Here is a 13,570-nt window from a genome sequence, read left to right on the forward strand (position 1 = left end):
GGCGCCATGCCGCAGGCCACCGCTCGGGTGGTCCGGATGTTTGCGCAGAGGCACGCCATGCAGAATCTCGCCCGCTCGTCCAGCCTTCCCCCGCCGCCCTCCGCTCCGGCCCAGTCAATCCCGACCCCGTCAACCCCGGAACCGTCCACCCCGGTTCCGTTCTACGCACCGCATCAGAAAATCTACCCGAAGGCGGCGCGCGGCCGGTTCCGGCGGATCAAGTCGGCGTTGATGGTGGGCCTGCTGGCGCTGTTCATGCTGCTGCCCTGGCTGCGCTGGGACCGCGGCGCCGGCCTGCCGAACCAGGCGATCCTGTTCGACCTGGACAGCCAGCGCTTCTACCTGTTCGCCCTCGAACTCTGGCCGCAGCACATCTACTACCTGACCGGCGCGATGATCCTGGCGGCGGTCGGCCTGTTCCTGGCCACCGCGCTCGCCGGCCGGGTCTGGTGCGGCTACACCTGCCCGCAGACGGTGTGGACCGACCTCTACGTGAAGGTGGAGGAATGGATCGAGGGCGACCGCGGCGCCCGCATCCGGCTGGACAAGGGCCCGCGCAACGCCAACTGGCTGGCCAGGAAGACGGCCAAGCACGCGGTCTGGCTGCTGATCGCCCTGGCGACCGGGGCCTCGGCCCTGTTCTATTTCGTCGACGCGCCGGGCTATGTCGCGGATCTGCTGCGCTTCCAGCCGGGGCCGGTGGCGACGGGCTGGATCCTGTTCATGACCGCCTGCACCTACGCCATGGCCGGCTTCATGCGGGAGCAGATGTGCGTCTATGTCTGCCCCTGGCCGCGCATCCAGGCCGCCCTGCTCGACGACGAGAGCCTCACCGTCACCTATCAGGATTGGCGCGGCGACGGCCGGGCGCCGCTGCGCAAGGAGCAGAGCTGGGCGGAGCGCTCCGCCGAAGGCCTCGGCGACTGCATTGACTGCAAGGCCTGTGTCCAGGTCTGCCCGACCGGCATCGACATCCGCGACGGCCTGCAGATGGACTGCATCAGCTGCGGCCTGTGCATCGACGCCTGCGACGACGTGATGGGCCGCATCGGGCGCCCCGGCGGGCTGATCCGCTACGACACCCAGGCCGCCCAGGAGGCCAAGGCAGTGGCCCGCAAGCCGGAGCCCTACCGGCTGGTCCGCCCGCGCACCATCATCTATTCGCTGGTGATGCTGGTGGTCGGCGGGATGATGACCATCGGCGTGCTGCTGGAGCCGACGGTGGACGTCTCCGTTCTGCGCGACCGGGCGCCGCTCTACGTCACCCTGTCCGACGGCGCCATCCAGAACAGCTACACGGTCAAGATCTCCAACATGACCCGTGCCCCGCAGGGCTATCGCCTCACCGTCTCGGGGCCGCGAGGCGCCACGGTGACGGCGGTTGGTGGCGGGGCGGTTGGTGGCGGGGCGGTCGATAGCGGGGCGGCCGGCGGCGCGGCGCCGGTGCTGGGCGCCGAACCCGACACGGTGCAGACCCACCGCATCCATGTCCGCGCCCCGGCGGGTGCGGCGGTGGCCGGCTCCATGCCGCTGACCCTCACCCTGACCCGCCTGTCGGACGGGGTGGTCCATCAGGCCGAGACGGTGTTCCTCGCCCCCTGATGCGCTTCAGAGGGGACCGTCGCGGTCGCGGCGGTCCCGCGGGGCGGCGTGGCCGATGATGGCGCTGAAGCCGAACAGCAGCAGCAGGACGCCCATCACGATCTCGACCCCACAGATCAGCCGCACCGCGCCCGTCACCGGGTGGATGTCGCCGTAGCCGACCGTGGCGAAGGTCACCAGCGAGAAGTACAGCCCCTCCGGAAAGGTCAGGTCGCGGCGCACGCCGTCGATGATGAAGTTCGGCTCCACCATGAAGCGGTCGAGGATGGTGTAGAAGGCGCCGAACATGATGATGCACAGCGAATAGAAGGTCAGGAAGGCGAAGGCCGGCAGCACCAGCCGGGCCGCCTGCTGGAAGAAGCCTTCGAACAGCAGCCCGGCGTCGAGCAGGAAGACGGCGATGTCGCGGGCGACCAGGGCGACGACGACTCCGATGGCGGACATCGACAGCAGGAAGATCGCCGTCAGCATCTCCGGCGACACCTCCCGCCCCGGCAGCAGGAAGGTCAGCGCGCCGATGCCCCAGACCGAGGCCATCCACAGGAAGATGCGGTCGAAATGCCCGCCGTCGCGCAGCCGCCGCGACATCACGATGCTGCGGATCGTGTCGGCCCGCCACCACGCGCCCCCCAGGAAGGCGATCAGCGGAATCGCGAAGGCGGCGGCCTGGATGTGCGACGGGATGCTGTGGAAGTTGCTTTCCAGGAAGAAGACGAAGACGCAGGCGTAGACGCCGATGAAGTTCGCCAGGGCCAGGCTGAAGAACTGGCTTCCCGGAAACAGATAGTGGAATGCCCCGACGACGAGGCCGACCGACCCCAGCAGGGCGAAGGCCAGATCGCCCGACACCGAGCGGATGGACAGGGCGATCATTCCCTGCATCAGCGCGGTCAACACCGCGCCGGTCAGCCAGGATCGGCGGGCGCGCGGCCGGGGCGTATGGGCGGGGCCGGCGGCCTTGCTGGTGCGGCGGTCGGGGAGGATCTGGTCCATGCGCGAACCGGTTGTCGGTGGTGCCCACCTTATAGCGCCATGGCCGGTCCCGATGGCAGGACTTTCAACCACCCTCCCCCAACAGGCTTTGTGGCGGGCTCACCAGCCGCCGGTGCTCAGCCAGCGCTCCACCATGTCCAGCCGGTCCCAGCCCCAGAAGGGCTCGTCGTCGACGATCACGAAGGGGGACCCGAACACGCCCCGGTCCACCGCGGCGTCGTTCTCGGCGCGCAGGCGGTCCTTGACCGTCTGGTCCTGCAGGGCCGCGGCCACCGCCGCCCGGTCATGGCCGAGCGTGCCGGCGATCTCCACCACCGTTTCGGCGGGGCCGATGTCGCGCCCCTCCCCCCAATGGGCGTGGTAGAGGGTGCGGGCCAGCAGCTTCGCCTGCTCGGGATGCTCGTCGGTCAGCCAGTAGAAGGCGCGCGACGCGGCGACGCTGTTGGCGGGGGCCGAGTCGGGGTAGGTGAAGGGCGCGTTGGTCAGCCGGGCGATGCGGCCCACGTCATGGACCAGATACTCGCCGCGCAACGGCTGCTGGAGGTTCGGTTTCATCCCCGTCACCTTGAAGATGGCGCCGAGCAGGATCGGGCGCCAGGTGACAGTGCGGCCATGCGCCGCAGCCAGCTCCTCGATGCGGCGGCTGGCGAAATAGCCGTAGGGCGAGGCGAAGTCGAAATAGAAATCGATGGGGTCGGCCATCCGCGCATCCTCCCGGTTCTGCTTTTCCGGAAAGGCTAGCGCGCGCCGGAGGTTCCGTCCAGCCGCCGGCTGGCCGATCCCCACATGATCCGCCGAACGGTCAGACGGTCTTCCGAGTGATCAGACCGTCTTCACCTTGGCGTCGAAGACGTAGCCGGCGCCGCGCTCGGTCTTGATGATGCGCGGCTCCTTCGGATTCGCCTCGATCTTGCGGCGCAGCCGCAGGATCAGCACATCGATGGAGCGGTCGAACACCTCGGCCCCGTCGGCGCGGGTCAGGTCCAGAAGCTGGTCGCGGGTCAGCACGCGCTGCGGGCGCTTCACGAAGGCGGCGAGCAGACCGAACTCCGCCTTGGTCAGCTCCACCTCGCGCCCGTCCTGGCTGCGCAGGCGCTGGGCGGTCAGGTCCAATTCCCAATTGGCGAACTGCACGACGGCGCGCAGGTCGTCGGGGCTGCGCGGGGGGCGCCCCTCGCCGGAAACGCGGCGCAGCACGGCCTTGATGCGGGCCAATAACTCGCGCGGGTTGAACGGCTTGGTCAGGTAATCGTCGGCGCCCAGTTCCAGCCCGACGATGCGGTCCACATCCTGGTCCTTCGACGACAGGATGATGACGGGAATGTGCGATTCGGTGCGGATCTGGCGGACCAGCCCCAGCCCGTCGCCGTCGGGAAGCCGCAGGTCGCAGACCACCAGATCGACGGAATCGCTCTCCAACGCCTTCTTCGCCGCGGCCGTGTCCGGTGCGGTGGTCACGCGGTAGCCTTCCGAAGCCAGATAGGACTCCAGAAGTTCGCGCACCGGCTCATCGTCATCGACCGCGAGAATGTGCATGGCCGTTACCTCCCGTCCTCTTCATAGCTCACCGCCATGGGTGCACGCAATCGGTTACAAGCCCGTAACAGGCACTCGCCGCACGACCGATGGGTGAATCGGCTGAAACATCCTGCCGCGCGATCGAAACGAAAAAGCCGGTTTCCTGAAATCACGCGGTCATCACAGGTTGGTTTATTCCTCTCTGCCGCGAGGCGAAAGGCAAAAGCCCGCACCGAAGGGGAATAACGATGTTCGTGCTCGACCAATGCCTGGAACGGATGGCCCATCTCGACCGCGCCGACCGCCTGCTGAACGAGGTGCGCGTCTACAACAACCGCCTGCCGATCCGCGAAGCGTTGGCCCAGCATCGCGCGCTGCTCACCGAAGCCCGCCGCCACATCGAATCGGCGCGCACGCTGGTCGGCGACGTATGATACGGGAACGCGGAACGTTCAACAGCGGGCGGTGACCTCGATCTCGATTCTCATGCGCGGGTCGGCGAGCGGGCAGACCATGGTCGTGCCGATGGGCGGGCGGTCGCGGAACGCCTCCGCCAGGACCTCTTGAACCCGGGCAAAATCGGCGGCATCCGCCAGATAGACCCGCATCCGCACCACATCCGACAAATCCGCCGCCGACCGCCGCAGAGTCCCGCGGATGTTGCGCAGGGTCTGGCGCGCCTGCTCCTCCACGTCGCCAGCCATCGTCCGGCGCTCCGCATCGAAGCCGGAGGTGCCGGACACGAACACCCACCGCCGGTCCGGAGCGCCCGCACCCCCCGCCACGAGGGCCCGCGCACCGGTGTTCCACCAGCCGCCGGGCATTCCTTCGGCGTTGCTCCCGCCACGATCCATGGCGCTTCCATCCCTTATTGTTCGTGTTCTTTATAGTCAGCAAAACCGCCTTGGCGCCTTTATGTCACAGAGCGCCGAACCCGCACAAAGCCTGACCGGCGGCGGTTCCGCGGCATGTCGGCGCGGTTTGCGTCTTTCCGTCTGCCCAAATCTTTCCCAAATCCAAGCGTAAGCCGGGCCAGGAAGCCGGGCCCAGCCAGTCGGGCCCAATCTGTCAGGCCCAGCCAGTCAGGCCAAGAGCGCCCAATCGTCCATAACGGGAGAAGCCCGCATGTCCGGGATCACGAAAGCCGCCCTCTTCACCCTTGCCGTGCCGCTGCTGGCCGCGCCCGCCCTGGCGGCGGACCAGCCGCCGGGAGCGCTGGCGCTGAAGCGGGTGCTGCTGTCCACCGGCGGCGTCGGCTATTTCGAGCATGAGGCGCGCGTCTCCGGCGATGCGGCGCTGACCCTGGAGGTGCGCCGCGATCAGGTGGACGACGTGCTGAAGAGCATCGTGGTCTACGACGACCGCGGCGGCATCGGCACGGTGGACCTGCCGGGGCAGGAACCGCTGGAGACCGCCTTCCGCGAGTTGCCCTTCACGCCGGAGGATCTCGCCTCCCCCACCGCCCTGCTGAACGCCATGAAGGGGGCGGAGGTGCAGACCAGCGGCTCCCGCGCGGTGTCGGGCCGGCTGCTCTCGGTGACCGAGGAATACACCCAGCTTCCCAACGGCGGCGGCACCGTCACCCGCAACCGCGTCAGCCTGATGACGGCGGAGGGGCTGCGCCAGCTCGTCCTGGAGGAGACCGACTCCCTGCGCTTCGCCGATCCGCGGGTGCAGGCGCAGCTCGACTCGGCGCTGGCCGCCGTCGCCGGAGCCGCGGGCAAGGAGCGGCGGCGCCTGACCATCCGCACCACCGCCCCGCAGACGGACGCGGGCGCCGAGCGGACCGTGCGCGTCGCCTATGTGGTCGCCGCCCCGCTGTGGAAGGCGACCTACCGCCTGACCCTGCCCGAATCGGCGCCCGGATCGGCGCCCGGATCGGCAAAGGGAACCGAGGGCGGCACGGGCGATCTTCAGGGCTGGGCCGTGCTGGAGAATCTCAGCGGCGACGATTGGAAGGGGGTGGAGCTGTCGGTGGCGTCGGGCAACCCGGTCACCTTCCGGCAGGCGCTCTACTCCGCCTATTTCGTGAACCGGCCGGAGGTGCCGGTGGAGGTTCTGGGCCGCGTCCTGCCGCCTCCCGACGAGGGCGCGGTGGCCGCCGACGTGATGGCGAAGGCGCAGGATTCGGCCGTCCGCTCGCGCGCCGCCGCCGAGTCCGGCGCCCCGACCGCCATGGCCGCCCCGCCCCCGCCCGCCCCGGCGCCGGCCATGAGCGCGCCCTTCGCCGGGGCGATGCCCCAGCGCGCGGCGGAGACCACCCCCGCCGAGAGCACGGAGGCGACGGCACAGGTGCTGTTCCGCTACCCGCAGCCGGTGACGCTGGCCAACGGCGGCACGATGATGATGCCGATCACCGCCCGCGCCATCCCGGCGGAGCGGCTGTCGCTCTACCAGCCCAACACCCAGCCGCGCCACCCGCTGGCCGCGCTGCGCCTCAGCAACGGCGACTCGGGCGAGACCGGCCTGCCGCCGGGCGTGCTGACGCTCTATGAACGGCTGGGCGGGGCCGCCGCCTATGTGGGCGACGCGCGGCTGGCCACCCTGCCGGCGGGCGAGAGCCGAATCCTCAGCTTCGCGGTGGATCAGGCGGTGACGGTGGACCGCTCCGAGCAGCCCAGCCGCACCCTCTCCCGCGCCACCCTGGCCGACGGGGTGCTGCAGCTGACCGTGACCGACCGCCAGACCACCACCTACCGGATCGCCGGCGCGGCGGGCGAGGACCGCACCGTCATCGTCGAGCATCCGCGGCGTTCCGGCTGGGAGCTGGTGCAGCCTTCGGATGGGGCCGCCCCGGACCTGACCGCCGACGCCTACCGCCTGCCGGTGGCGGTGCCCGCCGGCCAGACGGTGACCCTGTCGGTCGCGCTGGAGCGGCCGCGGATCGAACGCTTCGGCATCTCGGAGATGTCGCCGGAGCAGGTGCGGGCCTACGCCTCCTCCACGGAGCTGCCGCCCGCGGCGCGCGAGGCCTTGGGCAAGGTCGCGACCTTGCGCGGCGCCGTCGCCGACAAGGAGCGCCGCGTCGCCGAGCTGGAGCGCGAACAGGCGGAGATCGGCAAGGAGCAGGAGCGGCTGCGCCAGAACCTCGCCACGCTGCCGCGCGACAGCGACCTGTTCAAGCGGACCATCGCCAAGATGGGCGAGCAGGAAACCCGCCTGGACGGCCTGTCCCGCGAACTGGGCACCGCCCGCAAGGAGGCCGACACCGCCCGCAACACGCTGCGCGATCAGGTGCGCGGCATGACCTTCTGAACGGAGGCGGGCGAAACAGCGGCGGGTTGACGGACCGTCACCAGGGCAGCGGCGACACGCCGAACAGCATCCGGTGCAGGTGCAGCAGCCCGCCATAGACCAGCAGAGCCACCGCCGGGCGCCACCAGCCGATCTCCTTCCAGACGAGGCTTTGGCGCCCGGCCAGGATCGCCGCGAAAGGCAGGTTGGAGGTGCGCGCGGCGTAGCGGTCCCACTCCGCCCCCAGCCGCCGCGCCAGCTTCGCGTCGATCAGGACGCTGCCGCCCAGCGCCAGCAGGGCGAGCGTGCCGAACAGGATCAGCGAGGCGAGATCGCCGTTGGGCACCATATGGGCGACCGCCCACAACCCGACGCCCCACAGGAACGGGTTGCGCGTCACCCGCAGGATGCCGCGGACCGGCTCCCGGTCTCCGGAGAGCAGCTTCTCCTGCCCGACCGAGGTCGGGTTCGGGGTGGATAGCCCGGCGACGAGCAGGAACAGGGCGACCGGCACCATCAGGACCGGCACCCAGGCCAGCCCGCCGGCGGGCGGCCACACCGGCACATGGGGCGCCGCGTTGTAGGCCGCCACCAGCCACCAGAAGGCCAGCGCCGAGAGCAGCGAATAGAGGCCGAGATAGGGCTTCTCGCCCAACCGTCCGACCAGCGCCGCGCGCAGCGGCGTGCTGGAAATGCCGAAATGCGTCAGCAGCAGGAACAGCCCCGCGGCGGACAGATGGGCGATGGTGCCGGTCATGCGCGGTCTCCCGGTCGCTTTCCTACAACCCTCGTCAGGCGCCCTTTTCCAGCGTCGTGCCGCTGCAATAGGCCCAATCGTCGCCGTGCAGGCCGAAGAACAGGGCCACCGGCTGCTTGCCGGATCGGTCGATCACCACGCGGAAGCGGTTGCCGGTGCAGGCGCCCGCCGCCTGCTTCTGGTAGGGCAGCTTGACGCTCTTGGATTTCAGGCAGGAATCGGCGGCCTTGGGCGGGTTGGCCGACGCGTCGACGCGCTTGCCGTTCAGCACCATGTAGTAGTTGGTAGCCTGCCCGCCCTTCACCTCGGCCTTCACCTCGATCTTGCCGAATCGGGACTTGTAGAGGCCGGCGTCGGTTTCGCCGTCCGGCGCGCCGGGGGCGATGGCGCGGAAGGACACGGCGCCGCAGGCCGGCGGCTCCTTCTTCTGGGCAAGGGCCGGCTGGGCAAACGCAATGGTGGCGATGCCCGCGATCAACGCGGCACCGAGAAGACGCGACAGCGGCATGCGAACCTCCTGGATCGGACGGAAAAAGTTGGAGCGGGTCAGGCGGGGGCCTGGCAGAACAGGGTCTGCTGCATGATGGCACAGTCCTTCTCCACCCCGCCGTCGAGCATCGAAATCTCGACGCTGGTGACGGTCAGGGTGCGGCCCGGTTTCAACACGCGGGCGCGGGCGATCATCACCTCGCCCTTGGCCGGCGACATCAGGTTGACCTTGAACTCCACCGCCAGAACCTCGCTGCCCGCCGGCATCAGCGTGTAGCCGGCGTAGCCCCCGGCGTTGTCGGCCAGCGTGCTGACCATGCCCGCGTGGAAGAAGCCGTGCTGCTGCGTCAGGTCGGCGCGGAACGGCAGGCGCATCTCGCAGAAGCCGGGCTCCAGCCGCGTCAGCTCGATCCCCAGCGTCTTGCAGATCGGCTGGCGTTCGAAGCCGGCGCGGCAGCGCGCCTCCCAGTCGGGATCGCGCGGTTCGAAGGTCTTGGCCACGTCTCGGGTCTCTCTGATCGTTTTCGGGCGGCCCCTACCCTGCGCCAGCCTTACGTTCCGATCAAGCCGAGCTGCGGGCTCGACGCCTCCGCGAAGGCGCGTTTCGGCATGCGCCCGGCCAGACGGGCCGACCGCCCCGCCGCCACCGCGTCGCGCATCGCCGCCGCCATGCGCACCGGATCGCGCGCCTTCGACACGGCGGTGTTCAGCAGGACGGCGGCGCAGCCCAGCTCCATCGCCAGGGCGGCGTCCGACGCCGTGCCGATCCCGGCGTCCAGAACCACCGGCACCGGGCTGCGCGCGCAGATCGTCTCGATGGCGTGCGGGTTGCGGATGCCCAGCCCCGAACCGATGAAGGCGCCCAGCGGCATCACCGCCGCAGCACCCAGGTCGGCCAGCTTGCGGCAGGTCACCGGATCGTCGTTGCAGTAGGGCAGAACGGTGAAGCCGTCGGCCACCAGCTCCTCGGTCGCGCGCAGCAGTTCCTCGACGTCGGGATAGAGCAGTTCGCGGTCGCCGATGACCTCCAGCTTGATCCAATCCACGCCCAGCGCCTCGCGGGCGAGCTGCGCGGTCAGCACCGCCTCCTTGGCGGTCAGGCAGCCGGCGGTGTTGGGCAGCAGCCCGGCGCGGTCGCCGATGACGTCGACGAGGCTTTCCGAATAGCCGTCCAGGCTGATCCGCCGGATGGCCAGCGTGACCAGTTCGCTGCCGCTGGCCTCCAGCGCGTCGAGCATGACCTGCTGGTTCGGGTAGCCGGCGGTGCCGAGAAACAGGCGCGAGCGGAACTCACGGCCCGCTATGGTGAGCGTGTCGTTCATGGATGTTTCCTTGGATGTCGGACCCGCGCTTCGGCGGGTGGGAAGCTCAACCGCCCTGCGCTCAACCACCTTGGACGGGGCGGATGATCTCCAGGGCGTCGCCCGCGGACAGCGGCGTCTCGTCCCAGCGGCGGGACGGCAGGACGGCGCCGTTCAGAGCGACGGCGACCCCGCGCGTGCCCGCGGCGATGCCGCGTTCGGCCAGCAGGGCGGCGACGGTGGGGGCGGCGAGATCCTCCTCCCGCCCATTGACGCGGATGCGGACGCTCATGCCGCGGCCCCCTTGGGCTGGGCGAAGCGGTCGAGCGCGAAGGGACGGATCACCGGATCGGTCTCCCCGGTCAGGACCAGCCGCGCCACCGAATCCGCGGTCACCGGGGTCAGCAGGATGCCGTTGCGGTGGTGCCCGGTGGCGTAGACCAGCCCCTCCACCTCCGAGAGGCCGAGGATCGGGGCGTCGTCGCGGGTGCCCGGGCGGAAACCGGCCCAGGCTTCCTCAATGGGCAGCTCGGCGATGCCCGGCAGGGCGCGCCACGCCCCTTCCAGCAGGGCGAACTGGCCCCCGGCGGTCAGCCGGTCGTCGAAGCCCCGCTCCTCCGTCGTGGCGCCGACCAGCAGCCGCCCGTCCAGCCGCGGGATCAGGTAGGTGCCGGGGGTCCACACCACGTGGCGCAGCAGCGGCAGCCGGGCGTCCATGCGCAGGCAGAGCATCTGCCCCTTCACAGGGCGCACCGGCGGGCGCACCGCCGGGGACAGCCCGTCGATCCAGCCCGACCACGCCCCGGCGGCCAGAATCACCCGGTCGGCCTCGAAAAGCCGGTCACCGACCTGGACGCCGACGGCACGGCCGCCGCGGATCTCGATGCGGCTGACCTCGGCGTACTCGTGCACCACGGCGCCGGCCCGCAGGGCGGCGGCGTGCAGGGCGGCGGCGACCTTGCGGTTGTCCACCTGATGGTCGCCGGCGCAGAACAGCGCGCCGGCCACGCCCGGCTGGAGGTAGGGCTCGCGCCGCCGCACCTCCGCCCCGCTCAGCCATTCCACCGGCAGGCCGAGCTTGCTCTGGAACTCGTGCAGGAAGCGTACCTTGGCCGCGTCGTCGGCGTTCAGCGCGATGACCATCGTGCCTTCGTCGCGCAGGTCCACCGCCAGGCCGGAGGCGGCCTCCAGCTCCGCCGCGAAGGCGGGCCACAAATCCTGGGAGGCGCGGGTCAGCGGCAGAAGGCTCTCTTCGCCGGGTTCGGTCTCCACGCAGGCGGCGAGCATGCCGCCCGCGGCGTGGCTGGCGCCCCGGCCGGCAGCGCCACGGTCGAAGACCTCGACCCGGCAGCCGGCGGCGGCCAGCCTCCAGGCGATGGACAGGCCGATCACCCCCGCGCCGACCACGGCGACGGTGGGTTTTGCGGACCCGGAATGGGCGGACTCAGAATGAAATAAGGGCGCGGATACCATGCGGCGGCTCCCTTCGCTGGCATTATCCAGACAGGTTCGATGGGTGTGATCTCAGCCGCGCGAGCGCATCCCGCACGGCACCCCAGCCAATGCCCGGATCATCCGGAAGAGAGCCGCCTTTGGCAAGCCCCTTTTCGTTGGTCACAGCAACAAAAGCGACGCCAGCCCCAGGAAGGACAGGAACCCGATGACGTCGGTCATCGTGGTCAGAAAGACCGAACTCGCCACCGCCGGGTCGACGCCCATCCGGTCCAGACCGATGGGGATCAGCACCCCGCACAGCCCGGCGACGAACAGGTTGATGACCATGGCGCAGCCGATCACCAGCCCGATCATCGGCTCGAACCACGTCGCGGCGATGGCCCCCACCAGCGTGGCGAAGACGGCGCCGTTGAGAAGCCCGACCAGCACCTCCTTGCCGACCACGCGGGGGGCATTGGACGACGACAGCTCGCGCGTCGCCAGGGCGCGCACCGCCACGGTCAGCGTCTGGGTCCCGGCGTTGCCGCCCATCGAGGCGGTGATCGGCATCAGCACGGCCAGCGCCACGATCTGCTCGATGGTCGCCTCGAACAGCGAGATGACGCCCGCCGCCGCGAAGGCGGTGAACAGGTTCAGCCCAAGCCAGGAAATGCGCGAGCGCGAGGTTTCCAGAACCGAGCGGTAGATCGAGGTGTCGCCGACGCCGCCGAGCTTGCCGATGTCGTCCTCGGCCTCCTCGTCGATGATGTGGACCACGTCGTCGACGGTGATGACGCCGATCAGCCGACCGCCGGCGTCCACCACGGGCGCGGAAACCAGAGCGTACTGGCGGAACAGGTTCGCCACCTCCTCCTGGTCCATGGTGGCGGGGATGGTGTCCACCTCCTCCGTCACCAGATCGGCGATGCGGACCGACCGCTTCTGGCGCAGCAGGCGCGACAGCGGCACCGCCCCGACCACCCGGTGCATGGGATCGACGACGAAGATGTCGTAGAAATCCTCCGGCAGCTCGTCGGTGGCGGCGCGGACATAGTCGATGGTCTTGCCGACCGTCCAGAACTGCGGCACCGCCACCAGATCGCGCTGCATCAGGCGACCGGCGGTGTATTCGTCGTAGGTCAGGTTCTCCTGGACCAGCGCGCGGTCGGCGGCCGGCAGATTCTCCAGAACCTCGCGCCGGGTGTCCTCGTCCAGGTCCTCGATGACGTCGACGGCGTCGTCGGTGTCCAGTTCCGCGACGGCGGCGGCCAGCTCCTTCGGCTCGAACAGCTCGACGATCTCCTCGCGGAGATCGTGGTTGAGGTAGCTCAGCACCTCGCCGTCGAAGTCGGGGCGCAGGACGCCGACCAGCGCCTCGCGGTCGTCGTGGCCGAGCTGCTCGATCAGGTCCGCGACGTCGGCGGGGTGCAGCTTGTCCAGTTCGGCGCGCAGCTCGTCGCGCCGTCCGGCGTGCAGCCGTTCGACGACCTCCTCGACGAACTCCGGCTCCACACCATAGGCGCGCTCCTCCTCGTCGTCCTCGCGGGGCGGGTCGGGGCGTTCGGCCGGGTGCGGCACATCGTCCTGGATACGATCCGGTTCCTGGCGGTCGGTGTGCATGGCGGCACCCTCCCTTCACGATGGCAATGCGGCGTGACGGCATGGTCCTGCGATCGGCCGACCATGGCGCACCGGCGTTTGCGGGTTGGTGGGGAGCCCTCGCGGGTTCCCGCCGGGGCGACCACCGAATATAGGTGTGCCGCCGTTTTGTCCAGCCCGGCGGGCCATTCCGGGGCGTCCGGCCCTGCGCGCAATTGCTTGCGTGGGCTTCACAATTCGTGCACCCATAATGCGCGCGGGGCTTTTGACCTCGCGCAGCCCGAGAAGAACCGACACCACCGGCCAGCGGATGTGACGATGGAGTACGCCTACACCGACATCGACGGTCAGGAGGGGATCATGCTGTCGGGGCGTTTCACCTACGACGACAGCCGCAAGTTCCACGACCTGCTGGCGGACTGGGACATCGGCGCGCGGCCCGAGGTGCGGCTGGACCTGCGCTACATGACCTTTCTCGACTCCGCGGCGATCGGCATGCTGTTCGTCCTCGCCAACCGCTGCCGCGACGCCAAGGGGCTGGTGACGGTGCACAACGCGCAGCCCTACATCGTGCAGACCATGCGCCGCGTCGCGCTCGACCAGTATGTGGAGTTCCGCTGAAGGGAAGCGGCCCGGAGAGGGC

The 13,570-nt window shown here is 69.9% G+C and carries 15 protein-coding genes and 1 riboswitch; of the genes, 4 read left to right on the top strand and 11 right to left on the bottom strand.

The window, feature by feature from the left end:
- The first annotated feature begins 57 nt into the window (after positions 1 to 57).
- Complete coding sequence (ccoG, locus tag TSH58p_RS18815) at positions 58 to 1,602, top strand: cytochrome c oxidase accessory protein CcoG (RefSeq protein WP_109469335.1); 1,545 nt, start codon at positions 58 to 60, stop codon at positions 1,600 to 1,602.
- A gap of 6 nt (positions 1,603 to 1,608) precedes the next feature.
- Here ccoG and TSH58p_RS18820 read toward each other — a convergent pair whose 3' ends face one another.
- The 3 genes from TSH58p_RS18820 to TSH58p_RS18830 form a co-directional block, all read right to left on the bottom strand.
- Positions 1,609 to 2,595: a potassium channel family protein gene (locus TSH58p_RS18820; protein WP_109072302.1), complete on the bottom strand. Its 987-nt coding sequence runs from the start codon at positions 2,593 to 2,595 to the stop codon at positions 1,609 to 1,611.
- A gap of 99 nt (positions 2,596 to 2,694) precedes the next feature.
- Positions 2,695 to 3,297: a 2-hydroxychromene-2-carboxylate isomerase gene (locus tag TSH58p_RS18825; protein ID WP_014199879.1), complete on the bottom strand. Its 603-nt coding sequence runs from the start codon at positions 3,295 to 3,297 to the stop codon at positions 2,695 to 2,697.
- Between the two features lie 120 nt (positions 3,298 to 3,417).
- Positions 3,418 to 4,131 carry a response regulator gene (locus tag TSH58p_RS18830; protein WP_109072303.1) on the bottom strand — a complete coding sequence of 238 codons (714 nt, stop codon included), beginning with the start codon at positions 4,129 to 4,131 and terminating at the stop codon, positions 3,418 to 3,420.
- Positions 4,132 to 4,361: 230 nt separating this feature from the next.
- Between TSH58p_RS18830 and TSH58p_RS18835 the strand changes: the two genes are divergently transcribed.
- A complete protein-coding gene (locus TSH58p_RS18835; protein ID WP_109072304.1) occupies positions 4,362 to 4,547 on the top strand; it encodes a hypothetical protein in 186 nt (61 codons plus the stop codon).
- Between the two features lie 18 nt (positions 4,548 to 4,565).
- On the opposite strand, the gene TSH58p_RS18840 is transcribed toward TSH58p_RS18835, so the two are convergent.
- Complete coding sequence (locus tag TSH58p_RS18840; RefSeq protein ID WP_109072305.1) at positions 4,566 to 4,967, bottom strand: Rid family hydrolase; 402 nt, start codon at positions 4,965 to 4,967, stop codon at positions 4,566 to 4,568.
- Positions 4,968 to 5,238: 271 nt separating this feature from the next.
- Here TSH58p_RS18840 and TSH58p_RS18845 point away from each other — a divergent pair, with 271 nt between their 5' ends.
- Positions 5,239 to 7,368, top strand: a complete 2,130-nt coding sequence (locus TSH58p_RS18845; protein WP_109072306.1) for a hypothetical protein — start codon at positions 5,239 to 5,241, stop codon at positions 7,366 to 7,368.
- Positions 7,369 to 7,405: 37 nt separating this feature from the next.
- Here the strand turns inward: TSH58p_RS18845 and TSH58p_RS18850 are convergent, their stop codons facing one another.
- The 7 genes from TSH58p_RS18850 to mgtE all read right to left on the bottom strand — a co-directional run bounded on the left by TSH58p_RS18850 (position 7,406) and on the right by mgtE (position 12,948).
- Positions 7,406 to 8,104, bottom strand: a complete 699-nt coding sequence (locus TSH58p_RS18850; protein ID WP_109072307.1) for an NnrU family protein — start codon at positions 8,102 to 8,104, stop codon at positions 7,406 to 7,408.
- A gap of 34 nt (positions 8,105 to 8,138) precedes the next feature.
- Positions 8,139 to 8,612 carry a hypothetical protein gene (locus tag TSH58p_RS18855; protein ID WP_109072308.1) on the bottom strand — a complete coding sequence of 158 codons (474 nt, stop codon included), beginning with the start codon at positions 8,610 to 8,612 and terminating at the stop codon, positions 8,139 to 8,141.
- A 38-nt stretch (positions 8,613 to 8,650) separates the two neighbouring features.
- Positions 8,651 to 9,094: a PaaI family thioesterase gene (locus TSH58p_RS18860; RefSeq protein ID WP_109072309.1), complete on the bottom strand. Its 444-nt coding sequence runs from the start codon at positions 9,092 to 9,094 to the stop codon at positions 8,651 to 8,653.
- Positions 9,095 to 9,144: 50 nt separating this feature from the next.
- Positions 9,145 to 9,915: a thiazole synthase gene (locus TSH58p_RS18865; protein WP_109072310.1), complete on the bottom strand. Its 771-nt coding sequence runs from the start codon at positions 9,913 to 9,915 to the stop codon at positions 9,145 to 9,147.
- 61 nt (positions 9,916 to 9,976) lie between these two features.
- Positions 9,977 to 10,186 (bottom strand): sulfur carrier protein ThiS, encoded by a 210-nt coding sequence (gene thiS, locus TSH58p_RS18870; RefSeq protein ID WP_109072311.1) that lies wholly within the window; start codon positions 10,184 to 10,186, stop codon positions 9,977 to 9,979.
- A complete protein-coding gene (gene thiO, locus TSH58p_RS18875; protein WP_109072342.1) occupies positions 10,183 to 11,367 on the bottom strand; it encodes a glycine oxidase ThiO in 1,185 nt (394 codons plus the stop codon). Before thiO ends, thiS begins: the two co-directional genes overlap by 4 nt.
- Positions 11,359 to 11,462: riboswitch (TPP riboswitch) on the bottom strand. (Overlaps the previous gene by 9 nt.)
- Positions 11,463 to 11,508: 46 nt before the next feature.
- On the bottom strand, positions 11,509 to 12,948 hold the full coding sequence (gene mgtE / locus TSH58p_RS18880; protein WP_109072312.1) for a magnesium transporter: 1,440 nt from the start codon (positions 12,946 to 12,948) through the stop codon (positions 11,509 to 11,511).
- A 297-nt stretch (positions 12,949 to 13,245) separates the two neighbouring features.
- Here mgtE and TSH58p_RS18885 point away from each other — a divergent pair, with 297 nt between their 5' ends.
- Positions 13,246 to 13,548: an STAS domain-containing protein gene (locus TSH58p_RS18885; RefSeq protein ID WP_014199893.1), complete on the top strand. Its 303-nt coding sequence runs from the start codon at positions 13,246 to 13,248 to the stop codon at positions 13,546 to 13,548.
- The last annotated feature ends 22 nt before the right edge of the window (positions 13,549 to 13,570 follow it).

It is taken from the genome of Azospirillum sp. TSH58 (assembly GCF_003119115.1).
Classification (GTDB): domain Bacteria; phylum Pseudomonadota; class Alphaproteobacteria; order Azospirillales; family Azospirillaceae; genus Azospirillum.